The following is a 25,517-nucleotide window of genomic DNA, read 5'->3' as shown; positions in this document are numbered from 1 at the left end:
AGTCAGGCTTTTCCTCCCCGGGGGGCGGGCTGCAGTGGTGGCGCGATCTGGGCCGCCAGCACCAGTACCAGGGTGACAGCCCAGGGCAGCAGCAACCAGAGACTCAATGGCAACTGCCCATCAAACAACCTCTGCCCCAGAGGAAACAGTGAGCCAAAGTGAATCAGATTGGCCAGCAATGCGGCCCCACCGATCAGGAACAGGGCCTGCAGAGCCGCGGTGCGACGCAATAGACGCTGACGGGCACCGATGACGATCAGCAGATGGTTGTCCTTACGCATCTGATCGGCACTGGCCAGCAATGCCGCCGCAAGCACCAGCAGGGCTGCCAGCATCAGCAGCAGACCGACGAAGAACGCGGCTCGACTGGCCTGGGTCACAATCTCTTGCAGCGTGGCCAGAATCGCATTCACATCCAGCAAGCTGATCTGAGGGAATTGCTGTACCAGACTGCCAAGGGTTTTGCTTTTCTCCGGTGGCAGATAAAAACTGGTGATCCAGGTGCGGCTTTGCGCCTCCAGGGTGCCGGGGGCAAACATAAAGTAGAAGTTGGGGGCAAAACTCTCCCAGTCCACGTCCCGCAAGCCCACCACTTCCGCGTTGATGGGGGTGGCAGCACCGGTAAAAGTCAGCCGGTCGCCTACCTTCAGCCCCAGGGATTCGGCCAGCTTGCTTTCCACTGTGACCTCGCCGGGGTTGTCGGCCCAGCGACCTTCCTGCATGAGGTTGCTATCCGGCAAGGCGTCAGCTTCGGTCAGTGACAGGTCCCGATTCAATGCTCGCTCGCCCCGGCCCTGCTCTTTGGTCACCGCCTCACGAACCGGTTCACCATTAACCGCCGTCAACCGGGCACGTACCACCGGGTAGAGCGGCTGGCTGTCGCTGTTATGTGCCGCCAGCCAGTCTTTGAACGGGGCCAGATCCTGATCGAACAGGTTGATGACAAAATAGTTGGGGGCGTTCTCGGGCAGGGTGGATCGCCAGTCGCTCAACAGCTGCCGACCGGTCTGTATGGACATGGATAACACGGCCAGGGATACCACCAGGGCGGCAAGCAGGGGCAGGGTGGTGGCCTTCCGGCGACTCAGCCGTCGCAAGGCAAGGCGGGCTGCCAGTGGCAACTTGCCGCTGGCACGATCCAGCAGGGACACCAGCGGCCAGAGCAGCAATGGCAGTCCCACTGCGATGGCGAAGGTCAGCAACAGCAGGGGCCACAACGCGGTCAGTGAGCCGCTCATCATGGCCGCAATCGGAACCGGAGTCAGCAACGCGATCAACAGGGTCCAGCGCTGGCGGCCAGGCGAGTTTTCCCGTTGTTGCAGCAGGGCGGTGGCCGGCAACCCCAGATGCGCCCACAGTGTGGGGGCGGCAAATCCCATCCAAAGCAGTACCGGGCCGATGATACCCAGCAGCGGCGCCATGGCGGGAAATGCCATATTGCCGCCCATCAGGGCGATCAGGTAAAGCCCAGTGGCAGCGGCCAGCGCGATGCCGACCAGAGCCGGGATCAACAATGCCAGGGCATCCCCGCCCAACAAACGGCGTACGATGGCGCCCTGGCTGGCGCCCACGGTTTTCATCACCGCGCAGAGGGTTTGCTGGTGTCGCGCCCGGTGGCTTGAGGTCAGGTAAATGGCTGCCGCGCAAAGTAATACCACCAACATTACCGCCAGTTGCGACCACAGGAAAAGCTGTTCCACCGGACCGCGGGTGCGCAGGTCGGTATTGGCCACGGTTTCCAGTTCCTGGTCCGGGCGCAGCGCCGGGGTCAGACGATCCTCCAGCTGCTGGCGAGTGGCATCATCCGCCGCGACCAGCAGGTTGTGTCGGTAGCGGCTGCCTTCACCCAGTACGCCCGCATCCTGCAGATCATCAAGATGGATCAGGGCGCGGGGGTTCATGCTGTAGAAACCGGCCTGCTGGTCCGGTTCCTGGACAATTACCTTGTCGATCAACAGGCTGCGCTCGCCCAGGGTGATGAACTCCCCGGTTTGCATGCCCAGACGGTCCAGTCCGGTGCCGGCAATCCAGACATGGCCGGGTTTCGGGCCGTGGCTCACCGGATACGGGTCAGCGAATCGGCTGTCACTGATGCGGATTTCCCCATACAAGGGGAAGCCGGCGGAAACCGCACGGATACTGGCCAGCAAAAATCGCTCGTCATGGATCAGTACGCTGGAAAACGTCACGCTCTCGGCCTGGCGGGTGCCTTCCGCGTTTGCCAGCCATTGCCGTTGTTCCGGTTTCGGAAAACGACTGCCTTCCAGGATCAGGTCCGCCCCCAGGGCCACGGCGGTTCGCTGATTGAATCGTTGGTCCACGGTGTCGCGCAGGATCAGCATGGCGGTCATGGCAAAGGCTGCCACCAGCACGGCCAGTGCCTGCACGCGGAATGCGGGGGAACGCCAGGGTTTAAACACCGAGACGGCCCTCCACCAGCGACATAGCTCGACTGCAACGGCGAGCCAGGGTCTGGTCGTGGGTGACCAGCACCAGGGCGGTGCCCTGTTCCCGGTTCAGGGAAAACAGCAGGTCTGCCACGTGCTCGCCGTTGGCATAATCCAGGCTTCCCGTGGGTTCATCAGCAAACAGCAAGGAAGGGGCGACCGCGAAGGCCCGGGCCAGGGCTACTCGCTGCTGTTCACCGCCTGACAGTTGGGCGGGGAAGTGGTGGCAACGCTTGCCCAGTCCCACCTGGCCCAACCAATGTCGGGCGGTATCGCGGGCCTTGTCACGGCCAAGAATTTCCAGCGGCAGCATCACATTCTCCTGGGCGGTAAGATCCGCCACCAACTGGAAATGCTGAAAGACAAAGCCGCAATGCTCGCCGCGCAGGCGTGCACGTTGATCTTCACTGCCACTGCTGAAGGGGGTGTCTGCCAGCAGCACCTCGCCACGGGTGGGCACATCCAGGCCGGCCAACAGGGAAAGCAATGTCGACTTGCCGGAACCTGACGGCCCGGTGATGGCCAGACTATCACCGGCATTCACGGTCAGCGTGATATCCTGCAACAGGTCCAGTCCGCCCTCTGGTCCCAGGACACGTTTGCCAAGGTTTCGGGCGCTCAATACGGGAGACTTTGTATTCATGATTCGGCTTCTTTTAGTGACAGTTCTGGCAATAACGTCGTTGTCGGTGCAGGCCGGTGGCTTGCTGGTGCTTGGCGATAGTATCAGCGCGGCCTACGGGATTGAAAAATCCGCCGGCTGGGTCGCCCTGTTGGAGAAAGAACTGGAACAGCGCTGCCGTGATTTCCCCGTGATCAATGCCTCGGTCAGTGGAGAAACCACCGCCGGGGGTAATAGTCGCCTTGAGGCCCTGCTGGACACGCATTCGCCAGACATCGTGATCATTGAGCTGGGCGGTAATGATGGACTGCGCGGCCTGTCCCCGGTGGCCATGGCGAACAATCTGACACAGATGATCGAGAAAAGCCGTGCGGCCAATGCGACGCCTGTGCTGCTGGGCATGCGGATACCCCCCAATTACGGGCAACAGTATACCCGCCTGTTCGAACAACAGTTCCGTCAGGTATCCGACGACAAACAGGTGCCATTGTTCCCGTTTTTCCTTGAGGGCGTGGTAGAAAAGGGCTGGTTGCAGAAAGACGGAATTCATCCCACCGAAGAGGCGCAGCCATTGTTGAAGCGCCATGCGGTTTCCGTGCTTGAACCGGTGTTGCCCGCACGGTGCGGCAACGGCAAAGGGGACGAGGATGTTTGAGCTGACGCCACCCTGGCAGGAGGTACTGGATTACTGGTTTGAGGATGGCCTGAGCCAGGATTGGCCGGCGTCATCGGTGACCCGGAAATGGTTTCGGGCCAGCGCCGGGGATGATGCGGAGATTGAGCACCGCTTCGGCGCCTGGGTGGAGGCGGCTCTGCAGCAGGAACTGGTGGACTGGGAGCGCCAGCCCCAGTCGCGCCTGGCCCTGATTCTGCTACTGGATCAGTTCACCCGCCATATCGATCGAGGCCAGGGAAAAGCGTTTGCTGGCGATCACCGGGCAGCCACGCTGGCAGTGGAGGGTGTCTCCAGGCAGATGCACAGCAAGCTGCCCTTGTGTAACCAGGTGTTCTTTCTGATGCCACTGATGCATGCCGAAGATGAAGATCTTCAGGATCTCTGCCTGAAGAGCATGACCGACTTGCTGGAGCGCGCACCCGCTTCCTGTCGCGACTCGGTTCGCAGCAGCGTCAATGCCGCCAGGCAGCATCGGGAGCTGATTAGCCGCTTCGGGCGCTTCCCCCATCGCAACAAGGCGCTGGGGCGGGAAAGCACGTCTGAAGAGCTTGCTTATCTGGAAAAATCAGGGGGCTTCGGACAGTAATTGGAAACGCCATGCGAGGGATCAGGTCCGGGGCTTCTTGCGGATATAGAGAGTCTTGTTGATTTGTGCCACGGTCTCGCCATCGTCATTGACGATGGTCACCGGCCAGCAGGGCAGGTATTTGTTGCCATCAGCGGTATGTCGCTGGATATCGTCCAGCATGACATCAGTTAGCTGGAAGTGCGCGTGGACCCGTCCTGTGCCCGGTTTGATAAAATCAATCTCTGCGGCCTTGTCCCAGACGATATAGTCTCGACCCAGCACGTTCATCACCATGAGCATGTAGAACGGGTCCACCATGGAATAAAGGCTGCCGCCAAAATGGGTGCCCACGTAGTTGCGGTTGTACCAGTGCAACCCCATGGACACCCTCAATTCGCGGAAATCCTCAGCCAGGAAATCCACCCGCACGCCGGCCCCGAGATAAGGCCCGTATAAGTTGAGAAACCAGCGCAGGCCTCTTGGCGTGCGGGCGAAACGGGTGAGAAAATTACTCACTGCCGGGCTCCAGCACGGCCAGGGCCTGATGAAGGCGGTTACGCACAGCAGTAGAGACGGGTTGGTCGTGGGCTTTCAGTAGACGGCTCATCTCATCCAGGGCGGCAAATTCCTGCTGCTTCATTGCCGACGGCAATGTCTCCAGTTGCCACTGAAGGCGCCGCTGACGCTCGGCTTCAGGGCTGGGCACCCCGGCCAACGCTTCGAAGGCCACCGCCAGTGTCAGTGACGCTTCGCCACACTCAGTCACCTCGGCAAGGTTTTCCACCTTCTGTTGCAGCATTTGCCAGTTTTCCCATTCAGACTGGCGATCAAGCCTTTCCCGGGCGCGACGGCGCAGTTGCTGGGCCTGGCGGTTGAGTGATTGGGGCAGGGCGGCGCTGTGGAATTGCTCAACAGCGCGTAAGGCGTCCTTCAGATCGTCGGCGCCATCTGTTGAGAAAGGGGCATCCAGGCTGATTTGCAGGTGTTCAACGGCACCCTGTGCCTCCTGCGAACGGGCCTCCTGTTCCGCCTTGCGCTCGGCGTGCTGACGATTGCGCTCCGCAAACAGGCCATCCATGATTTTCTTGAACTGCTTTTGCCCGGCACGGTGCTGAGCCGGTGGCAGCCATGGCGTGTCTCGCCATTGTTTCTGCAGTTGCTGGGCCTGGCGGGTAGCTTCACCCACATCGGTCTGCTCGGTCAGCGCTGCCGCTTGGTCGATCAGGGCTTGCCGGGCCGCTTCCGCCTGTTCCACATAGTCTTTCAACTTGTCATCCAGGTCAGAAAGGATGGCGGAGAAGCGTTTCTGCACCTCCCGGGCATCGGTGAACCGCACCGGCTGGATGGCCTTCCAGTCCTTCGGTGCCTGTTGGCGGATTTGCCAGATGCCTTGCCAGTCTGCCCGGCTCCAGTCCTGGGCACTGATAAAACCTTCCAGCTGTTCGCAAAGCTGGCGGCGCTTTTCCAGATTCTGCTGGCGCAGTGCGTCCTGTTCGGCGAAATGGGCCTTGCAGGGCTCATAGGCGCGATCGGAGGCGGCCTTGAACCGGTCCCAGAGGGCCTGGTCCTCATCCTGATCAGAACTCATCAGGGCCCGCCATTCGTCATGAAGCGCCTGGATGGCCGATGCCAGTTGCGGGGCATCCATGGCGCTGTCGGCAAGGGCTTCCATGGATTCACACAGCGAGACTTTCTTGGGCTCAGCAGCAAACCGGTGCCAGTCCTGCAGTTCGGCGCGTCGGGATTCCAGCTTCTTCAGCTGGTTGGCCAGCGCCGGATCATCGCCTTCCTCGACAATGGCCTGGGCCTTGTGCCAGAGACGATTGGCATGGCGCAGGTTGCCTTCACGGAGTTCCCGTTTCAGGGCAACCAGCAGCCCTTGATGGGGACTGGCCGTCGGCCGGCCGGGAGCGGAAGCGGGCTTCTCTTCGCGGGGTTCTGTTGCCAGTGCACTCAGCAAGGGCGGCTTGGGATATCCCGTCGGCCACTGTTCTGACAGGCTGCGCAGACGAGCGGGATCATCCCGTGCGTCGAGAATCTCCGTAGCCAGGCTCAACATGCGCTCGAAAGCGCTCACCAGGTCGTCGAAGGCCTGCCGGTCATTGTCAGGCGCTGGCGCTTGCTCATTGGCGCTGTCCCAGCGCCGTTTCTGGGTGGCCAGGGCAGAGCGCAATTCGCCGAGTTGAGCTTCCCAGGCTTGCGGTTCGGTGTGGCTGAGGAGTTGATACAGGTTGTGAGCGGCGGCCTCGCGCTCTGCACGGGCGGTATCTGCCAATGCCTGGCGATGGGTTTCTTCCTGCAGGGTCGCCAGTTGATGCCGGCAGTGTTGCAGGGCCTGTTGCACCCGCTCGGCCAGGTCCGGTGTCGCCCGGTTACGGCTTTCCTGCCACTGTTGCTCAAATTGTTCCAGGCGCGGGCCATACAGCGCATCCACTGAACGGCGGGCATGTTGTTCCAGTCGATCGGCCAGTTGGGCCACCCGTGCGGATTCGGCTTCTTCCAGCTGAATTTTTTCCTGCAACGCCCTGGCTTGTTCCCTGGCCAGCCGGGTCACGCGTTTATCGCGGCCTTCGCGGCTCAGACGCTTGAGCAGGGACAGGCTGCGCAGTTGCTGGGCAGCCTCCAGACGCAGGGTTTCTGTCTTGCTCTCCAGCGCCAGTTCGAACAGCAGGCTGTCATCGTCCAGGCGCTCGATGGCGGCCTGTTGGCACATTTCCTCGGGGCTGTTGCGGGCAATATAGGCCAGAGCGTCCCGGTTGCCGGTGAGGCGGATCAATCGCAACCGGGTTTCACTGTTGGGAGCGCCTTCGGCGGTGCCGGCCAGTAACGCCATGATGCGTAGTGAGGCGGCCTCGCGCACGGAGGGCTCCTCATCACGCTGATGGATTTCATCCAGCAGGGAAAAATCGGTAATCCGACCACTGGCAGCGGCTCGCACCAGGGAATTGGAATCCCCCCGGGCGAGGCGGGCCAGGGTGGCCTCGTCATCACTGGGGGAAAGTTGCTCGACGGCCTTCAGCCGTATATCGGGATTGGCGTGCTGCCAGCGTGGTTTCAGAAATCGGCCAAACATAATGTCTCGCCCGGGTGCTTCCCGGGTCCCTGTTTTTTGTGGGCCGATATGCCGAACTCTGGCTTATCGGTCCATTTTCGAAGTCAGTAAGGCATCCTTTTCCGCCCAGAGCTCGCCAATCCATTGCTGGAATCGGGCGCGGAATTCCGGGTCCGATTCATAGTCGCCTTCCGAGGCCCAGGCAGGAATAACACGCTGTTGAACGATCACGTCGATGTCGTTCATGGCGCCGCCGAGAAAAGCCAGCAGAGAGCGAGGAGCCTCCGGGGGGTAAATAATGGTCACATCAAGCAAATTTCGCAAATGTCCTGACATGGCATTGAGGGTAAAGGCGGCGCCGCCGGCCTTGGGTTTGAGCAGGTGTTTATAGGGGGATTGTTGCTTGGCATGTTTTTCCGCGTCGAAGCGGGTGCCTTCAAAAAAGTTCATCACCGAGGTGGGAAAGTAGGCAAATTTCTCGCAGGCCTTGCGGGTGGTTTCCAGGTCCTTGCCCTTAAGCGACGGGTTCTTTTCAATTTCCGCCTTGCTGAAGCGCTTCATAAAGGGGAAGTCCAGCGCCCACCAGGCCAGTCCCAGCAGGGGGACCTTGATCAGTTCCTGCTTGAGGAAAAACTTCAGGAACGGAATACGGCGGTTGGAAATGCGCTGCAGCACGAGAATATCGGCCCAGGACTGGTGGTTGCAGGTGACCAGGTACCATTGATCCCGGTCCAGGCTCTCCATGCCAGTGATGTTCCATTTCACCTGACTGGTCAGGCCGATAATGGCGTTATTGATGCCGATCCAGGTTTCGGCGATGAACACCAGGATTCTAGACAAAACCACCTGGGCTTTTTCCCCGCGCAGGACCAGGCGCAGCAGGGCAAAAAAGTAAAGCGGCAGGCAGAGAAGCAGGGTGTTGACCAGGATGCCCAGCAGGGCCAGTGCGCCACGAATCTTGTGCCAGAGAGTCATAACTGTCGTCATCAATATCAGGGTAAACACGCATGCTACCCAAAGGCTGTGGGCATGTCCCGTGTCCGTTTCGGTCATTTTTGCCGAAAATACAGGGTGTTGGACCGTTTATGCATAAAAAAGGCCATGCGGGTATGGCATGGCCTTTATCAGGATTGCGGGGGCAGGGGTCAGTTGGCCCAACCACTATTGCGACGGCGCCCGGAACGGGAGCGCATGATCATGCCGGCAATCAGGCCAAGCAGCAGAATGCCGACCCCGGTGATCCATTGCTGGGAGGTATTGTTGTTGCGGAGCATCACATTCTCGCCCTTGACCTGATCCAGCTCGGATCGAAGCAGGCTCAGCTCCTCGTTGAGGCGACGGTTGGCCTGGTCCAGGCGGATCGGATCCGAGGCCACGTCCTGCAGTTGCTCCAGTTCATTACTGCGGGCGCTGAGGGCATTCTTCAGTTCGGATGACTGTTCGGAAAGGGCCTGGTGCTGACCTTTTAGCTCTGCCAGCTGGGTCCGAAGTTTGGCCGCTTCCGCCTTGGCCTGTTCGCTGGCCTGATTGGCCCGTTCCAGCAGGATCTCGGCGGTGGGGCTCTGGCTCAGGTATTGCTTGCCGATGTAGCCTTCAATGTCCTTGTAGCGGATCTTCGCCCAGTCCCCGTCAAAACCGAGAAACTCAATGCGGGTACCGCTCTTGATACCCCGGTGCAGGATTCGTCCAGCCGGGTTGGCGGATGAGCGAATGGGCACATAAATACTGTCATCCACCCAGGCAGTCGAGGCAACCGCCGTATGGCTGGCTACCATTATTGCCAGGAAACAAACCAGTCTTGCGAGCATGGGGGTCATTACTCCTTCGTATCAGGCCGCGCAGTCTAAAGAAGTCATCAGGGTTGCGGCGCTACCATAATCACATTTCGCGCTGTGGGCCGTGGTGTCTTTGTAAAAAATGGCAATCTGCCCGCCATCAGCTCAGGGCAGCACCTTCTTGAACGGTTTTACCGTGACGCCGGCATACACACCGGCAGCAATGTAGGGGTCCGCATCAGCCCATTGCTGGGCCGCTTCCAGGGACGGGAATTCGGCCACGACCAGCGATCCGGTAAAACCGGCGTCGCCGGGATCGTTACTGTCGATGGCCGGGTGCGGGCCGGCGAGAATAAGTCGCCCTTGTTCTTTCAGGCTTTCCAGGCGGGCCAGGTGGTCCGCCCGGGCCTGTTTGCGCAAGGGAAGGGAATTGGCCACATCCTCACTGATAATCGCGTACAGCATGGTTTCGCTCTTTCGTTTGGGGGTTAGCGGTGGTGTGCGGCCATGATCTCTTCCAGCTTCAGGCCGGTGAGTTTGCCGATGCGGCGAAACAGAAAGACCATGGCGAGGATCAGTACAATCATGGAGGGCAAGACAATAACCGGGTAACTCAGGGCTGTCATCTTGCCGAGTTCAGCGTTGAAGGCTTCGGTGCCGGGAGGGCTGGTCAGTATCAGCATGGCCAGGAAGTAATTCAGCACCGAGGACAGAAAAAACGAGGCGGCCACCATCCAGGAGGCCTGTTTCAGGGTTTGCTCGAAGGCGGACACGCTATTGTTCTCGGCCAGTCGGGACGCAATTTTCTCGGTATCGAGCACCTTGTCGTTGTAGAGGAACGTTTTCACCAATGGCCAACGCGTGCGCAGGGATACAATCGTCGCAAAACCCAGTAGCGCCGGAATGGCTGCTTCCTTGATCGCAATGTATTTGGCGTCCAGCTCCATCAGGCTGATGCCACCGGTCAGCAGAATGCTGATAATGCCGAGCCCGGAGAAAAAATTGGCCCTGCCGGTCTTGAGAAAGTCCCGCAGGCCATAGAGCAGGGGGAATGCCAATGCGACCACAATGGCCCATTTGGTGCCCAGCCAGTCGTCCCCGGAGAGTTTCGCCAGGATCAGGGCAGGAATGATGATGTTGATCAGCAGATTGGCCAGCAGGCTTTCCTGTTTCGCCGGCGCAGTGGGTTTGCGGGTCTGTTCGGGGGTATCGCTGTCGGTCATTGCTGATTCCGTTTGATCGATGGGGGCGGCCTGGCGCCGTTAAAAATGCCGGTAACGGGGACAAAAATGCTACCCTGCGCCTTGGCCCAGTGATCCGCCGACCTTTCCGGGCCATTTGGCGGATTTGGCGTCATAGCAGAAACATCAAGAACCCTGAGAGGATCTGGCTATCTCCTGTAACCATACAATCGACTTGCACAGTCACAGCACGGCGTCCGACGGTATTCTAAGCCCTGCAGCGCTGGTGTCGAGGGCTGCAGACTACGGAGTGACCTGCCTGGCTCTGACCGACCACGATACTCTGGCAGGACTGCCGGAGGCGGATGAGGCTGCTCGCCAGCATGGCATCAGGCTGGTGAACGGGATCGAGCTGTCCGTGCGACACGAAAACCGTGAGTATCATGTGTTGGGGCTATGGCTGGATACCGATTGCGCCCAGCTGCAGGAAAGGGTGGCTGCCCAGCAGGCCGCACGGGTCAATCGTGCCCGGGAGATAGGCCGTCGTCTGGACCGGGCTGCCACGCTGGCCAATAGCTATGAACGCACCTGCGAGCTGGCAGGCACCGATGCCCCGGGTCGCCCCTTGTTTGCCCGGTTTCTGGAGGAGGCGGGCAGGGTGCGCAACCAGCGACATGCCTTTAACCGTTACCTCAAGCAGGGCCAATCCGCGTTTGTGGCAACGCCCTGGTGTTCGCTGCATGAGGCCATTGCGGATATCCATGCCGCAGGGGGCTCGGCGGTGCTGGCCCACCCGCAAGCCTATGGCATGACCCGCAAGAAACTGCGCCAGTTTCTTGCCAGCTTCAAGGAGGCCGGCGGCGATGGCCTGGAAGTCGCCATGCCGGGACTGTCCCCGCAACAGACCGCGTTGCTGGATGAGTGCTGGCAGCACTTTGATTTGCAGGTGTCCGCCGGGTCGGACTTTCACTCACCAGAGCAGAAATGGCTGGCCCTGGGGCGATTGCCGCCGGTGCCGAAGGGGGCCAGGCCGGTGTGGGAAGGGAGGCTGGCTTGAGTTAACAGTTAATAGTGAACAGTTGACAGCTAAAACAATAGGTTGCGGCAATGTTTTGGCGTTAGCTGTCAACTGTCAATTATCAACTATCAACTGAAGTTATGACCGAAATCCTCTATATCCATCCTGAAACACCCCAGCCTCGCCTTATCCGGCAAGCTGTGGATGTGATTCGCAACGGCGGGCTGATCGCCTACCCGACGGATACCACCTACGCGCTGGGCTGCGGTATCGGCGAAAAGAATGCGCTGGATCGGCTGATCCGCCTGCGGCAGCTGGACAAGAAGCACCAGTTCACCCTGTTGTGTCATGACCTGTCCGCGCTGGCCATCTATGCCAAGGTGGAAAACCCGGATTACCGTTTGCTCAAGTCCCACACGCCGGGCCCCTATACCTTCATTCTCAAGGGCACTACCGAGGTGCCACGGCGGCTGATGGACCCGAAGAAGCGCAATATCGGTATCCGGGTGCCGGATCATCCCATCTGCCAGGCGTTGCTGGCCGAGCATGGCGAGCCGATCATGACGTCGACCTGCCATCTGCCCAATGATGAATTTCCTCTCACCGATCCCCAGGATGTCCGTGATTTCCTGCAGGGGCAGGTGGACCTGGTCATTGACGGGGGCTTCTGTGGTGTCACCGAAACCACCGTCATCTCGCTGGCCGATGGCGATGGCCCCGAAGTGGTGCGTGAAGGGGCAGGGCCGGTGGACAGTATTTACTGATCATCGCCGTGACTGGTTATCTTTTGCCCGGACTGCCGTAAAGAGCCCGCTTGCCACTGTCCCTGATGGCCCGGTTCACCGTATAATCCCGGGCTTTCCTCCGTGCCTTGCCAATGGCAGCGCACGGATCGTCGGGTTTGTTAAGGAGTAGGCTTTGAGTTCCGTGGTTCCCTCCCAGCGAGTTGTTTCAGGCATGCGCGCCACCGGCCGTCTGCATCTGGGTCATTACCATGGCGTGCTGAAGAACTGGGCGCGTCTGCAGCACGAGTACGAGTGCTTTTTCTTCGTGGCAGACTGGCACGGACTCACCACCGAATACGAAAACCCGCACAAGATCGAACAGCACGTCTGGGATCTGGTGATCGACTGGCTGGCCGCCGGTGTGAACCCCGGTTCCGCCACCCTGTTTATCCAGAGTCAGGTACCGGAGCACGCAGAGTTGCATCTGTTGCTGTCCATGATGACCCCCCTGTCCTGGCTGGAACGGGTGCCTACCTATAAAGATCAGCAGGAAAAGCTGCGCGAGAAAGACCTCAGCACCTATGGGTTTCTGGGCTATCCGCTGCTGCAATCCGCCGACATTCTGGCTTACCGGGCCGGTCAGGTACCGGTCGGTGCTGATCAGGTGGCCCATGTGGAGCTCACGCGGGAAGTGGCGCGCCGTTTCAATCACCTCTATGGCCGTGAGCCGGGCTTCGAGGAAGCCGTGGATGCCGCCATCAAGAAAATGGGCAAGAAACAGGCAAAGGTCTACCTGACCCACCGTCGTCAGTACCAGGAAAAAGGCGATGAATCCTCCCTGGAAACCGCCCGCGCCCTGGTGGAAAGCCAGCAGAACATCACCCTGGGTGACAAGGAACGATTGATGGGCGATCTGGAGGGCGGCGGCAAGGTGATCCTGCCGGAACCCCAGGCCCTGCTGACACCGGCCTCCAAGATGCCCGGCCTGGATGGGCAGAAAATGTCCAAGTCCTACGGCAACTTCATCACCATGCGTGAGGAAGAGGCGGATATCGACAGCAAGATTCGTCGCATGCCGACCGACCCGGCCCGGGTTCGCCGTACCGACCCGGGCAACCCGGATAACTGCCCGGTATGGCAGTTCCATATGGTCTATTCCGATGACAACACCCGTCAGTGGGTGAAAGAGGGCTGCACCAGTGCCGGTATCGGTTGTCTGGACTGCAAGAAGCCGGTCATCGAAGCGGTTCAGGAAGAGCTGGAACCGATCCGCAAGCGCGCCGAAGAACACCTGCGCAACCCGGATCTGGTCCGTACCCTGGTCGCTGAAGGTTGCGAAGAAGCCCGCGAGGCTGCCCGCGCCACCCTGGAAGAAGTCCGTGCCGCCATGGGGCTCAATTACCGCTGAGGCGCAGCTGCGCACTCGGGAGAGAGACATGACTGAACCGGCAGAACCCACAGCCACACCCGTCATGAAGCCGCTGCATCCCAGCCAGGCTGAGATGCCGTTTGGCCTGATGTATGGCAAGGCCATCACCAAGCTGCCGGACGATCTGTACATTCCTCCGGATGCACTGGAAGTCTTCCTGGAAGCGTTCGAAGGCCCCCTGGATCTGCTGCTGTACCTGATCAAGCGCCAGAACCTGGACATTCTCGATATTCCCGTCTCCACCATTACCACCCAGTACATGGAATACGTGGAGCTGATGAAGGCGATGAACTTCGAGCTTGCGGCGGAATACCTGGTGATGGCCGCCATGCTCGGTGAGATCAAGTCGCGGATGCTGCTGCCCCGTCAGAAGGATGACGAGGAGGATGAAGAGCACGATCCGCGGGCTGAGCTGATTCGTCGTCTGCAGGAATACGAGCGTTTCAAGCAGGCAGCAGAAGACATTGACGAGCTGCCAAGGCTGGAAAGGGATATCTTCCCCGCCGAAGCAAAGCGCCCGGAGTTTACCCGCGAAAAGGCGCAGCCGGACGTGGATATGCGCGAGCTGCTGTTGGCTCTGAAAGAGGTGATGCACCGGGCGGATATGTTCGAGAGCCACCAGGTGTCCCGCGAGAAGCTGTCGACCCGGGAGCGGATGGCCAACGTCCTGGACAAACTCAAGGGCCGCGATTTTGTGCCTTTCGTGGAGTTGTTTAACCCGGAAGAAGGGCGCCTTGGTGTGGTGGTCACATTCCTGGCCACCCTGGAGCTGGTTAAAGGCAGCCTGATCGAGCTGGTGCAAAACGGGCCTTTTGCCCCGATTCATGTGAAGGCGAAGACCCTGGTGCTGGAAGAATCCGACGTGCTGGCTCAACTGGAACTGGAAGACGAACCCGATGACGGCGTGGATGATGAAACCGATGCCCATGACGGAACCAAGGGGTAAGCGTGGAAGCTGAGCAGATAAAAAAAATTATTGAGGCCGCCATCCTGGTGGCGGAAGGCCCGCTGGACCGGGATGCCATCCTGTCCCTGTTTGACGAGGAGGATCGTCCCAGCAAGCAGGATCTGGGTAAATACCTGGAAGATATCGATGCGGCCTATGCAGACCGCGGCATCTTTCTGAAGGAAGTGGCCTCCGGTTTCCGTTTTCAGGCTCGCCCGGAACTGGGGCAGTGGGTCAGCCGGCTGTGGCAGGAGAAGCCGCCGCGATACAGTCGGGCGATTCTGGAAACCCTGGCACTGATTGCCTATCGCCAGCCTATTACCCGTGGCGAAATCGAAGAAATTCGTGGTGTTTCGGTAAGCTCGCATATCGTCAAGAGTTTGCTGGAGCGAAACTGGGTACGCGTGGTGGGCCACCGGGATGTACCGGGCCGGCCGGCCATGTTTGCCACCACCAAACAGTTTCTCGACTACTTTGATCTGAAGAGCCTGGAAGACCTGCCCCCGCTGTCAGAGATTCGTGATCTGGACAAGATCAACGAGGAGCTGGCCCTCAGCGATGTACCTCCCGCCAATGCGGCCCCCGGGGATATGGACGAGGCCCCGGAAGGGGAGGACGGCCATGGCATGCTGGAAGGCGAACGCGAAGCCCGGCTGCCGGGCGATCAGGAGGCTTTCCCGGGGCTCGAGCAGGAACCGGAAATTGACGACGCCACCCTGATGAGCATGGACAAGGTGGATTCGGTGCTGAGCAGCTTTGAGCAGGAGTTCCGCCGCAAACCGTCTGCCGACAGGGATGATTCGGAGAGCCCGGCTGAAGACGCTGCGGCCGACCAGGCAGAACCGGCTGACAATGACCCCGATAATGACGCTGACGGCACCGATGCCGCTGCGAACGAGAATGCAGAGGACAGCCAGACCCGTCATGAGTGAGACTGAAAAATTGCAGAAAGTGCTGGCGAGAGCCGGCCTTGGCTCCCGTCGGGAGCTGGAAAAATGGATTGCCGATGGCCGGGTTTCGGTGAACGGCACAGTGGCAACCCTGGGTGACAGGGTTGGCAATGACGACACCCTACGTGTGGATGGCAGGATTATTAAAGTGAAGCCGGAAGAAGACATTGTTCAGCGCGTGATCATGTACCACAAGCCACCCGGCGAAGTGTGTTCGCGCAACGATCCGGAAGGACGCCCCACGGTGTTTGATAATCTGCCACGCCTGCAGGGCATGCGCTGGGTGCAGGTAGGGCGTCTGGACATCAATACCACCGGGCTGCTGCTGTTCACCACCGACGGGGAGTTGGCGCATCGCCTGATGCACCCGTCCAATGGCTTCGTCCGTGAGTACGCAGTGCGCGTCCGTGGCGGCATGACCCCGGAAAAGCGCCAGGCCATGCTCGATGGCGTGTTGCTCGAAGATGGTGTGTCCAAATTCGACAGCATCGAAGATGCCGGCGGCGCGGAAGAGGGCGCCAACCACTGGTACAAGGTGACGCTGACCGGGGGTAAATACCGGGAAGTGCGCCGTCTGTTCCAGTCCCAGGATCTGGATGTGGCCCGACTGATGCGAATTCGCTTTGGCGATCTGACACTGCCGCCACAGCTGCGTCAGGGCCGCTGGATGGAACTGGAAGCCGAGCAAATCCAGGCCCTGATCGGCAAGGTGGAGCTGAAGGGCAAGAAATACACCGGCCTCTACGGCCGTGCCCGCCTGCGCCATCAGCGTACCGGCAGCAAACCGCCCCGCAAGGCCCGCGGCCCTTACCGCCGTTAAGTTGCACCTGTAGGAGCGCCTCTCGAGGCGCGAATCGCCGAATTGTGCCAATCGGGGTTCGCGCCTCACACCCGCAGAGCACAGTGAGCGGCGCTCCTACGGCAGCCTCATCAAGCGTCCGACCAGCGCGGGCAGCGCAGTCTCCACTCTGAGAATTCGCGTCCCGAAGCTGTGGCAGGCAAATCCCTGCCGCTGCAGCATTTCCACTTCGTAGTCAGTCCAGCCGCCCTCCGGGCCGATGGCCAGAGTGACAGGCTCACTCAGATCACAGGGCATGGCCGGGAAGTCGCCGGGATGGGCAAGCAGACGCCGGCCGGGCCCGGCCCAGCGGTCCAGCTCATCTTCCACGAAGGGTTTGAAGCGCGGCGCCAGGATCAGTTCGGGCAGGGACGTGTCCCGGGCCTGTTCCAGCCCGAGCAGCATCTTTTCCCGGAGCAGGCCGGCCTTCAGATTCGGGGTTTGCCAGTAGCTCTTGTCCACCTTCCAGCTATTGATCAGCACAATACGTTTGATGCCCAGACTGGTGGCGTCGATGAGGATGCGTTTGAGCATCTTTGGCCGGGGCAGGGCCAGCAAAAGGGAAAGCGATGGGGCAGGAGTCGGATGAGACTCTACATTAAATAAAATCGTTATCTCATTGTTTTTAATTGACTCTACCCGTGCCATTCCCACGCCGCCATCGAGAATGCCTGCCCGGAAAGTGTCTCCCTCTGCCAACCCCAGAATATCGCGCACATGACGACCCTGGCGCTCGTCCAGGCACCAGAGATTGTCGTGAAGATATTGATGAGGGTGTAGCAGCAGCAGGTTCATGGGGCGGATTATGGCACAGCCTGGGCGCTAATCCGCCCTCAATTCCTCACCGCATAGTGACGCAAATCGCTGTTTACTTGGCTGTTCTCGCCCTTTGCGGGTGGTGGCAGCCTTGCTAAATTGCCCCTCTGTCATATCGCCTGCAGGCGGGATCCTGCGTTGAAAGGGGATTGGCCTGCTGGTAACTGGCGACGTCTTCGGGGCGCTGGTAGAGTGTGCCGCCCGTTCACCCGTTCGATTAACTGTTTAGTGTGGAGAGTTTCATGCAGTTTCAGGGTACTGACCAATATGTGGCCACCGACGACCTGAAAATGGCCGTTAACGCAGCGATCGCCCTCAAGCGCCCGTTGCTGATCAAGGGTGAGCCGGGTACCGGCAAGACCCTGTTGGCAGAACAGGTGGCCGAGTCCCTGGGCCTGCCACTGCTGTCCTGGAATATCAAATCCACCACCAAGGCCCAGCAGGGCCTGTACGAGTACGATGCGGTGTCGCGCCTGCGTGACTCCCAGCTCGGCGCCGAAGGGGTGGAAGATGTGTCCAACTACCTGAAAAAAGGCAAGCTGTGGGAAGCCTTTACCCATGACGGCCAGGTGGTGCTGCTGATCGACGAGATCGACAAGGCCGACATCGAGTTCCCCAATGACCTTCTGCAGGAACTGGATCGCATGGAGTTCTTCGTCTACGAGACCGGGGAAACCATCCGCGCCGAGCAGCGCCCGATCGTGATCATCACCTCCAACAACGAGAAAGAGCTGCCTGACGCCTTCCTGCGTCGCTGCTTCTTCCATTACATCAATTTCCCCGATGCCCAGACCATGCAGGCCATCGTGGATGTGCATTTCCCGGAGATCAAAAAGAACCTGGTCACCGAGGCCCTGGAAATCTTCTTCGACCTGCGCAAGGTGCCCGGGCTGAAGAAGAAGCCGTCCACCAGTGAGCTGATCGATTGGCTCAAGCTACTCATGGCCGACGATATTCCGGCGGATATCCTGCGTAACCGGGATACCAAGAGTGCCGTGCCGCCGCTTTATGGCGCGTTGCTGAAAAACGAGTCGGACGTCCAGCTGCTTGAGCGCCTGGCGTTCATGAACCGTCGCGAAAGCTAACCGCAGCGCTGACTGATTATGCTGATTGGTTTCTTCGAAAATCTGCGCCGCTACCGGGTCCCGGTGACCCTGCGTGAGCTGCTGGACCTCTTTGATGCCCTGCAGGCCCATGTGGCCTTCGGTTCTGTTGAGGATTTCTACTTGCTCAGCCGGGCGGTGATGGTCAAGGACGAAAAGTTCTATGACCGCTTCGATCAGGCCTTTGCCAATTACTTCGAAGGGCTGGAAAACCTGGAGCCGGACTGGCTCAACAAGGTGATTCCGGATGAGTGGCTGCGCAAGGAGCTGGAGAAGAACCTGAGCCCGGAAGAGTTCGAGAAACTCAAGGGCCTGGGTAGCCTGGAAAAAATCATGGACGAGCTGCGCAAGCGGCTCGAAGAGCAGGAAAAACGGCACCAGGGCGGCAACAAGTGGGTCGGTACCGGTGGCACCAGCCCGTTTGGCGGCTACGGCGCCAACCCTGAGGGCGTGCGCATGGTCGGCCCGTCCCGCAACAAGCGGGCGGTGAAAGTTTGGGAAAAGCGGGAATTCCGCAACCTGGACGATTCCGTGGAACTGGGCACGCGCAACATCAAGCTGGCCCTGCGTCGTTTGCGCAAGTTTGCCCGCACCGGGCGCGAAGAAGAGCTGGATATGGATGACACCATCCGCTCCACTGCGCGCAATGCGGGTCTGCTCGACATCAAGATGCGTCCGCAGAAGGAAAACCGGGTCAAAGTGCTGATCTTCTTTGATGTGGGCGGCTCAATGGACCCCTATATCAAACTCTGCGAAGAGCTGTTCTCCGCCGCCCGGCTGGAGTTCAAGCACATGGAGTATTTCTACTTCCACAACTTCATTTATGAATATGTGTGGAAGGACAACCGCCGTCGCTGGGACGAGAAGATTTCCACCTGGGACGTGCTGCACAAGTACGGCAGCGACTACAAGGTGATTTTTGTCGGCGATGCGGCCATGAGTCCCTACGAAGTCAATTCCGTGGGCGGTAGCGTGGAGCACTGGAACGAGGAGGCCGGGGCCGTCTGGTTCCAGCGCGTCATGGAAACCTACGAGAAAGTGGCCTGGCTCAACCCGGAACCGGAGCGGGCCTGGCAGATGACCACCTCCACCCAATGGATCAAGCAGCTCAGTGAACACAAGATGTACCCGCTCACCATCGAAGGCCTGGAAAAGGCCATGCGTTATTTGAGCAAGTAATAGACCGCTGACAGAAAACTGCCTGCCGTCGCGCCGACATCGTCGGGTTCGGCGACAGGCAGGTTCCTTGACGACCCATCCCGCAAAAACCTGCATTCCATCCGTCCGCCCAGAACAAGATTTTGCCGAAATAAACATTTCGTCTAGTAGCGAACCGCGATTGAGATCCGTATCCTCCGCGCCTTTCGTGTTTTACCGCCCCGGACAGCCCACAAGGCACGGAAGCCCGGGACGTTGAAGCAACACATTGAACGCCCACCGTGATCCGGTGGACTTCAGGAGAAATTGTCATGTCCAGGGTGCGAACCACCATCTGGACGACGGCTTTCAGCACTAGCGCTCTGGTCTCGGCGGGCCTTTGTGCGGATACCACCGAAGCTGAAATCCGTCGTCTGCAACAGGAGCTGAATCAGCTCAAGGCCAGCCTCAGCCAGGATGCGCCAACCCGTCCCCGGTCCAATGATCCGCAGTGGCCCAGCTTCGCCGTCTTCGGCAAGGTCAGCGTGGACGCCATCTACGATGACAAGAATGCGGGCCTCAACGATCTGTTGATCCCCAGCACCATCCCTGCCGGCGACACCCACCAGCAAAACGTTGAGCTTCACGGAAAAAACAGCCAGCTTGGCGTGCGGATAGGAGAGGGCGGTGGTGCCCAAGCCGTGTTTGCCATGGATCTGTTCGGTAGCGTTGACGGTTATGAATTGCGGGTGCGCGATTTCTATTTCGAATACGGTGCCCTGCGTGCCGGCTATGGTTATACCGCCTTACTGGACGGCACCGCCTGGCCGCTGACCCTGGATTCCCAGGGGCCAAACAGTGCCATCTTTGCCCGTCAGACAGGGGTGCGTTGGCAGGGCGAGCATCTCACCCTGGCGCTGGAAGATCCCAATCCGGAAGTGTATGACCCGGAGAATCTGAGCAGTGCCAGCGGTCGCCGCCCCGATGTCATCGCTGCCTGGACCCAGTCCCATGGCCGCGGCCATGGACGAGTAGGGCTGGTGCACCGGGAAATCGGGGTGGAATTCGCCGATGGAGATCAGCAATTTGCCAGTGCTACCGGGGGTGTAGTCAGTGGCACACTGGCCCTGGGTGGCACGGTCACGCTACTTGCCAGCGCCAGCTACGGCGAGGCCATGGCCCATTACTACAATGACCTGTCCGGCTTCGGCGATGGGGGCATGGATGGCTATGTCTTTGCTGACAGGGGACTGGAGCCGCTACTGGCCCAGGGCGGTTATCTGGCCGGGCAATGGCGGTTCCGACCGGACTGGACTCTGGCTCTGGTCGGCGGTGAGATCACCCTGGAAAATGACAGGGATCTGCCTGCGGATGCCATGCGACGTACTCGCTACGGCACCCTTAGCCTGGTTCGCCAACACGACGACCATCTCAGTTACGGGGCCGAGTTCGCCTACGGCATGCGGGACAATCAGGCAGGGGATCGCAGCGAAGCGCCACGGGTGCAGTTAAACCTGACTTACCGGTTTGAGCATAACCGCAGCGATGGATGAGGAGATGCCAACCATTGCGTTCTGGCACTGTCAGATCTGTAAACGGGGATAAACGCGTATGGGCCACGCCATGGACGGCGGCACAGCTCAGCAGCAATAACCATCCACCATGCGAGGGGCAATGCTTTCAGACCAATTGTGATGCTGGTTATTCCTCTATTTAACATAATATACATTATGCGTAGTTATAGTGGTCTTGATCCAGGCAGCGTCGCTACAATCCTTACGCCCGATTCACTCGGACTTGCCTTTACCCTGCTAAAGTATGCGCTGTCGTTAAGTCTGAAAATAACCACAAGGACACGTATGCCGTCACTGTCCCTGCTATCTCATCGTCTTTTCCGGGTTGTGTTGCTGTTGTCATTCGCTGTTTCTGCACAGGCGGATGATCGCAAGCCAGTCTCTCTTGAGACGGTCACTCTGTCACGCTCCCAGGATGCGCTGCTGGTGAACGGCACGCTGGTGGCAGATCGTGCCGCCCGGCTTTCCGCGTCGGTGTCGGGTCTGGTGAGCAAACTGCTCGTGGATATCGGCGATCAGGTAGAGGCAGGCGCCGCACTGATTGAGCTGGATGCGGAGCTCAATCGACTGGAATTGCAACGTGCCCGGGCCAACTATCAGCAGCAACAGGCAACGCTGGCCGATGCCCGTCGGCGCCTTGAGGAAGCCAATAGTCTGGTCGCCCGGCGCAGCATTGCCGCCAGTGAGGTCCGAAGTCTGGAATCCGAGGTTCAGGTGGCCGAGTCTTCCCTGGCGGCCAGTCAGGCGGAGATGGCACGCCAGCAGGCGCTGATCAAGCGACATACCCTGCGAGCACCCTTCAGCGGCGTAATCAGTGCCAAACTGAGTGAGGTTGGCGAATGGGTCACTCCCGGGACCACCGTTTTCGAGCTGGTCGGCAGCGACACGCTGCACGCGGATTTTGCCGTGCCACAGCGTTATTTTCCGCAGCTTTCCCCCGATACGGCTATCGATGTCTGGCTGGCAGACCAGAACGACCCGAACAATGCCATGAGCGCAAAAATCACGGCCATTGTGCCGGTGAATGATCCCACGGCGAGAACCTTTACGGTACGCGCCAGCATTGATGAAAAGGGCCTGACCCCGGGGATGGCGATCAATGGCCGGCTGCGCATGTTATCCGCGGATGCCCGCCCCACGGTGCCCCGTGATGCCCTGCTCCAGGACAGCCAGGGCAATGTGACCGTGTGGCTGGCTGAGGGTGACGGTGACGATCTGGTCGCGCGCCGCAAGGTCGTCAAGGTTGCATCCGGGCAGTCACCGCAGGCTTCGGTGCTTGAGGGCCTGTCGAGCGGTGATCGCGTGGTTGTGCGTGGCAATGAAAGTCTGCGCGATGGTGACACGCTTCGGGTGGTGGACTGATGTTCGACAAGATCGTTCGCCATGGCACCTTGATGACCGTTGTGGTGCTGATCATCACTCTGCTCGGGGTGCTGGCAGCCTTGCGCATCCCGGTACAGATGATCCCGGATCTGGAGGTCCGCACCATCTCGGTTGTCACCAGCTGGCCAGGGGCAACCCCCCAGGATGTGGAAAAGGAAATCCTTATTGAGCAGGAGGAATACCTGCGCAACCTGCCCAACTTGAGGCGTATGACCTCTTCCGCCGGCAGCGGCGAAGCGGAAATCGAACTGGAATTTCCGTTCGGTGTGGATATCACCGATGCGCTGATCCGGGTCAATAATGCCCTCAGTCAGGTGCCCGCCTATCCCGACAATGTGGATCAACCGCGGATTCTGTCCAGTTCGTTTTCCAGTAACGCTTTCATGTATTACCGCGTCTCTCCCCTGCCCGACAATCCCCGCGGGCTGGACATGGACATGATGCAGGACTTCATTGATGACGAAGTCCGCTCGCGAATGGAGAGCGTACCCGGGGTGTCCCAGGTGGAAGTCCGCGGCGGCGCGGAACGACAGGTTCAGCTGCTGCTGGATGCGCAGAAGCTGGCCCAGTTCGGCCTGGGTGTGGTGGATGTGCGCGATGCGCTGCGCGAACGCAACCGGGATGTCTCCGGTGGCGAGCTGGAAAGCGGCAAGCGCCGATATTTGCTGCGTACGGTGGGGCGTTTCAAGGATATCGACAGCCTCAATGCGCTGATTCTGGCCCGTAACGGTGATTCCCTGGTGCGTCTCGGGGACGTGGCCACGGTGGTCCTGGATCACTTCCCGGTTCGCAGCCTGTCGCGGGTGAATGGTGAGCCGGTGATCAGCCTGGCGGTGCGCCGGGAGACCGGATCCAATGTGATCGATATCAAGTACGCCATGTTTGATCAGGTGGCTCAGATCAATCGGGAGGTGCTGGAGCCGGCCGGCATGCGGATCGCGCTGATCGCCGACGACGTGCGTTACGTGGAAGCATCGGTGGCCAATGTGTGGACCAACCTGGCCATTGGCGCCGCCTTTGCCACCCTGGTCATGTTCCTGTTTTTGCGCTCGGTGAAGATCACCGCCGTGGGCGTGATTGGTATTCCCATCTGTACCATTGCCGCGTTTCTGGGGCTGCTACTGGCCGGGCGCACCATCAATGTGATTTCCCTGGCCGGGATCGCCTTTGCCATCGGCATGACCCTGGATAACTCCATTGTGGTGCTGGAAAGCATCGAGATGGAAAGACGCAAAGGGCTCGATCGCTTTCGCGCGGCAGTGAGCGGTATCCAGAAGGTATGGCCGGCGGTGTTCGCCTCTACCATGACCACGGTGCTGGTGTTCCTGCCGGTGGTGTTTATCCAGGAAGAGGCCGGCCAGCTCTACTCGGATATCGCCATCGCCGTATCTGCGTCGATTCTGGTCTCCATGCTGGTGGCCATGACAGTGATCCCCACCCTCTCCGCCCGTCTGGATTTCAGTGCGGTGGTGGCCCATGACGGCCAGCACAGTCGCTGGATGACCGCCCTGCACCGGCTTTCCGCCCGCCTCTCCAGCAGCCGGCCCCGGCAAGTGGCCACCCTGGTGGCAACCGTGTTGATCGGGGGCGCTATTGTGCTGTTCCTGACGCCGCCGGCGGAATATCTGCCGGAGGGCGAGGAGCCGAAAACCTTTGCCAGTATGAGCGCACCACCCGGCTACAACCTCAGCACCATGGCAGCCATTGCCGACGAGGTGGAAGCGGAATTCTTGCCGCTGGTGGGCGCGGCCCCGGCAGACTATGACGCTGGCAAACTGGCCATGCCACCCCTGAAATACCTGAATATGGGCGTGGATGCCGAGCGCTTGCGCATCATTGCCGAGCCGGTGGACCCGGCCCATATGGAAGCGATGATGGACAGCATTACCCAGGTGTATCGCCGCTATCCCGGCATGGGCGCTTTTGCCGCCCGGGGCTCGATTATTTCCAGTAATGATGGGGGGACCCGCAGCGTCACGCTGGATGTGGCCGGGGCGGACCTGGCGGAAATCTACACGGTGGCCTCGCGTCTTGAGCGAGAGGCCGAACGGGTTTTCGATAACCCGCGTATCCAGTCGCAACCCGCCAGCCTGTCCTTGGCCCAGCCGTTGATAGAGGTCCATCCGCTCTGGAGCCGTGCTGCCGAAGTGCAGTTTTCCACGCAAGCTCTCGGCTTTACCGTGGCCGCGCTCACCGATGGCGCCTACCTGGATGAATTTTTCCTGGGTGACGACAAGATCGACATTTATGCCTACAGCCAGCGTACCGGCACCCGGCCAGACCTGGCCGCCCTGCCCGGCCTGCCGGTTCACACGCCCATTGGCGCCACCGTGCCGCTGTCTTCGCTGGCCACCCTGAAAGAAACCGTGGACACCAGTGTGGTACGGCGGGTCAACGGTCGACGCACGGTGACCCTGAATATCATCCCGCCCCGTGGTGTGGCCCTGGAAACCGGTGTCAGCCGGGTGCGCGCCATGATCCAGCAGTTGCGTGATGCGGGGGAAATTCCGGATACCATCAGCATCACCCTGTCCGGTGCCAGCGACCAGTTACAGGCCACCCAGGAATCCCTGTCCGGAAATTATGTGGTCGCCCTGTTGCTGGTCTATCTCTTGCTGGTGGCGATTTTTACCCACTGGGGCTTCCCGTTGCTGATCATGACCACGATTCCACTGGGTATTGCCAGCGGCCTGCTGGGCCTGGCGATGATGAATGGCGTGGGCGCGCTGCTTCCGCTTCTCGGTCTGCCGCCGCTCACCCAGCCCTTCGACATGATTACCATGCTCGGTTTCCTGATTCTCATGGGCACCGTGGTGAACAACCCCATCCTGATCGTCCATCAGGCAACACTGAATTTCCGGGAAAAGGCCATGAGCGCCGTGGATGCCGTCAACGACGCCGTGTCATCACGGTTGCGTCCCATCGCCATGACCACCATTACCACGGTCTGCGGCCTGGCGCCGCTGGTGCTGATTCCCGGTGAGGGCACCGAACTCTATCGGGGCGTCGGCGCCATCGTCCTGTTCGGGCTGCTTGGCACGGCCATTGTGACAATCACCTTCCTGCCAGCGCTCACCGCTCTGGTGCTTTCCCTTTTCAGAAAGAGGACCTGATCCCGCAACGTTTCCTTCCGACGGTTGACGACAGCGCCAAAATTATCCACAAAGGTCATGTGCCTATCCCAGGATGGGTGAGACATTTTGTCCCAGGGTTACGAACGGCGCAGTTGATCTATATCAAGAAAGCCGGGGAACACGCTTGGTATCGTCTCCCGGCG

Annotated in this window: 22 protein-coding genes; 13 read left to right on the top strand and 9 right to left on the bottom strand. The window is 59.9% G+C overall.

Annotation, left to right across the window (positions count from 1 at the left end; genetic code table 11):
* Positions 1-2 precede the first annotated feature (2 nt).
* Together C4S63_RS04880 and C4S63_RS04875 are read right to left on the bottom strand one after the other, a co-directional pair.
* Positions 3-2,420 (bottom strand): ABC transporter permease, encoded by a 2,418-nt coding sequence (locus C4S63_RS04880; RefSeq protein WP_103916874.1) that lies wholly within the window; start codon positions 2,418-2,420, stop codon positions 3-5.
* Positions 2,413-3,090, bottom strand: coding sequence for an ABC transporter ATP-binding protein (locus C4S63_RS04875; protein WP_103916873.1), 678 nt, complete (start codon positions 3,088-3,090; stop codon positions 2,413-2,415). Before C4S63_RS04875 ends, C4S63_RS04880 begins: the two co-directional genes overlap by 8 nt.
* On the opposite strand from C4S63_RS04875, the gene C4S63_RS04870 reads away from it, so the two are divergent.
* Both C4S63_RS04870 and C4S63_RS04865 read left to right on the top strand, forming a co-directional pair.
* On the top strand, positions 3,089-3,724 hold the full coding sequence (locus C4S63_RS04870; protein ID WP_103916872.1) for an arylesterase: 636 nt from the start codon (positions 3,089-3,091) through the stop codon (positions 3,722-3,724). The genes C4S63_RS04875 and C4S63_RS04870 overlap by 2 nt on opposite strands.
* Entirely contained in the window at positions 3,717-4,331 is a 615-nt protein-coding gene (locus tag C4S63_RS04865; RefSeq protein WP_103916871.1) for a DUF924 family protein, read from the top strand. The genes C4S63_RS04870 and C4S63_RS04865 overlap by 8 nt, the downstream gene beginning before the upstream one ends.
* A 21-nt stretch (positions 4,332-4,352) precedes the next feature.
* Here the strand turns inward: C4S63_RS04865 and C4S63_RS04860 are convergent, their stop codons facing one another.
* From C4S63_RS04860 to C4S63_RS04835, 6 genes are all read right to left on the bottom strand, one after another.
* Complete coding sequence (locus C4S63_RS04860; RefSeq protein ID WP_103916870.1) at positions 4,353-4,829, bottom strand: DUF4442 domain-containing protein; 477 nt, start codon at positions 4,827-4,829, stop codon at positions 4,353-4,355.
* Positions 4,822-7,386, bottom strand: a complete 2,565-nt coding sequence (locus tag C4S63_RS04855) for a DUF349 domain-containing protein (protein ID WP_103916869.1) — start codon at positions 7,384-7,386, stop codon at positions 4,822-4,824. The genes C4S63_RS04860 and C4S63_RS04855 overlap by 8 nt, the downstream gene beginning before the upstream one ends.
* A gap of 63 nt (positions 7,387-7,449) precedes the next feature.
* Positions 7,450-8,340: an acyltransferase gene (locus tag C4S63_RS04850; RefSeq protein ID WP_063509326.1), complete on the bottom strand. Its 891-nt coding sequence runs from the start codon at positions 8,338-8,340 to the stop codon at positions 7,450-7,452.
* A gap of 170 nt (positions 8,341-8,510) precedes the next feature.
* Positions 8,511-9,173 (bottom strand): TIGR04211 family SH3 domain-containing protein, encoded by a 663-nt coding sequence (locus C4S63_RS04845; protein ID WP_063509333.1) that lies wholly within the window; start codon positions 9,171-9,173, stop codon positions 8,511-8,513.
* Between the two features lie 132 nt (positions 9,174-9,305).
* On the bottom strand, positions 9,306-9,605 hold the full coding sequence (locus C4S63_RS04840) for a YciI family protein (protein WP_062816029.1): 300 nt from the start codon (positions 9,603-9,605) through the stop codon (positions 9,306-9,308).
* Between the two features lie 23 nt (positions 9,606-9,628).
* The gene (locus tag C4S63_RS04835; protein WP_062816028.1) at positions 9,629-10,363 is read right to left on the bottom strand and encodes a VC0807 family protein; all 735 of its coding nucleotides are present in this window, start codon (positions 10,361-10,363) and stop codon (positions 9,629-9,631) included.
* Between the two features lie 193 nt (positions 10,364-10,556).
* Here C4S63_RS04835 and C4S63_RS04830 point away from each other — a divergent pair, with 193 nt between their 5' ends.
* The 6 genes from C4S63_RS04830 to rluB all read left to right on the top strand — a co-directional run bounded on the left by C4S63_RS04830 (position 10,557) and on the right by rluB (position 16,209).
* The gene (locus C4S63_RS04830; protein WP_255361690.1) at positions 10,557-11,378 is read left to right on the top strand and encodes a PHP domain-containing protein; all 822 of its coding nucleotides are present in this window, start codon (positions 10,557-10,559) and stop codon (positions 11,376-11,378) included.
* Between the two features lie 101 nt (positions 11,379-11,479).
* A complete protein-coding gene (locus tag C4S63_RS04825) occupies positions 11,480-12,103 on the top strand; it encodes an L-threonylcarbamoyladenylate synthase (RefSeq protein ID WP_063509324.1) in 624 nt (207 codons plus the stop codon).
* A gap of 154 nt (positions 12,104-12,257) precedes the next feature.
* Positions 12,258-13,472 (top strand): tryptophan--tRNA ligase, encoded by a 1,215-nt coding sequence (locus C4S63_RS04820; RefSeq protein ID WP_103916868.1) that lies wholly within the window; start codon positions 12,258-12,260, stop codon positions 13,470-13,472.
* A 28-nt stretch (positions 13,473-13,500) separates the two neighbouring features.
* Positions 13,501-14,439 (top strand): ScpA family protein, encoded by a 939-nt coding sequence (locus tag C4S63_RS04815; RefSeq protein WP_062816024.1) that lies wholly within the window; start codon positions 13,501-13,503, stop codon positions 14,437-14,439.
* 2 nt (positions 14,440-14,441) lie between these two features.
* On the top strand, positions 14,442-15,371 hold the full coding sequence (scpB, locus tag C4S63_RS04810; protein ID WP_103916867.1) for an SMC-Scp complex subunit ScpB: 930 nt from the start codon (positions 14,442-14,444) through the stop codon (positions 15,369-15,371).
* Positions 15,364-16,209, top strand: coding sequence for a 23S rRNA pseudouridine(2605) synthase RluB (gene rluB / locus C4S63_RS04805; protein ID WP_062816022.1), 846 nt, complete (start codon positions 15,364-15,366; stop codon positions 16,207-16,209). The genes scpB and rluB overlap by 8 nt, the downstream gene beginning before the upstream one ends.
* Before the next feature lie 96 nt (positions 16,210-16,305).
* Here rluB and C4S63_RS04800 read toward each other — a convergent pair whose 3' ends face one another.
* A complete protein-coding gene (locus C4S63_RS04800) occupies positions 16,306-17,022 on the bottom strand; it encodes a 16S rRNA (uracil(1498)-N(3))-methyltransferase (RefSeq protein ID WP_103916866.1) in 717 nt (238 codons plus the stop codon).
* Positions 17,023-17,285: 263 nt separating this feature from the next.
* On the opposite strand from C4S63_RS04800, the gene C4S63_RS04795 reads away from it, so the two are divergent.
* From C4S63_RS04795 to C4S63_RS04775, 5 genes are all read left to right on the top strand, one after another.
* Complete coding sequence (locus C4S63_RS04795) at positions 17,286-18,128, top strand: MoxR family ATPase (protein ID WP_103916865.1); 843 nt, start codon at positions 17,286-17,288, stop codon at positions 18,126-18,128.
* Between the two features lie 18 nt (positions 18,129-18,146).
* A complete protein-coding gene (locus C4S63_RS04790) occupies positions 18,147-19,325 on the top strand; it encodes a VWA domain-containing protein (protein WP_062816019.1) in 1,179 nt (392 codons plus the stop codon).
* Between the two features lie 290 nt (positions 19,326-19,615).
* Entirely contained in the window at positions 19,616-20,836 is a 1,221-nt protein-coding gene (locus tag C4S63_RS04785) for a hypothetical protein (RefSeq protein WP_103916864.1), read from the top strand.
* A 306-nt stretch (positions 20,837-21,142) separates the two neighbouring features.
* Positions 21,143-22,219, top strand: a complete 1,077-nt coding sequence (locus C4S63_RS04780; protein ID WP_160052716.1) for an efflux RND transporter periplasmic adaptor subunit — start codon at positions 21,143-21,145, stop codon at positions 22,217-22,219.
* Complete coding sequence (locus tag C4S63_RS04775) at positions 22,219-25,353, top strand: efflux RND transporter permease subunit (RefSeq protein WP_103916862.1); 3,135 nt, start codon at positions 22,219-22,221, stop codon at positions 25,351-25,353. The genes C4S63_RS04780 and C4S63_RS04775 overlap by 1 nt, the downstream gene beginning before the upstream one ends.
* Positions 25,354-25,517 lie beyond the last annotated feature (164 nt).

The sequence above is a fragment of the Alcanivorax sp. DSM 26293 genome (assembly GCF_900107995.1).
Taxonomy (GTDB): domain Bacteria; phylum Pseudomonadota; class Gammaproteobacteria; order Pseudomonadales; family Alcanivoracaceae; genus Alcanivorax.
This window is presented reverse-complemented; position numbering and strand designations above follow the sequence as displayed.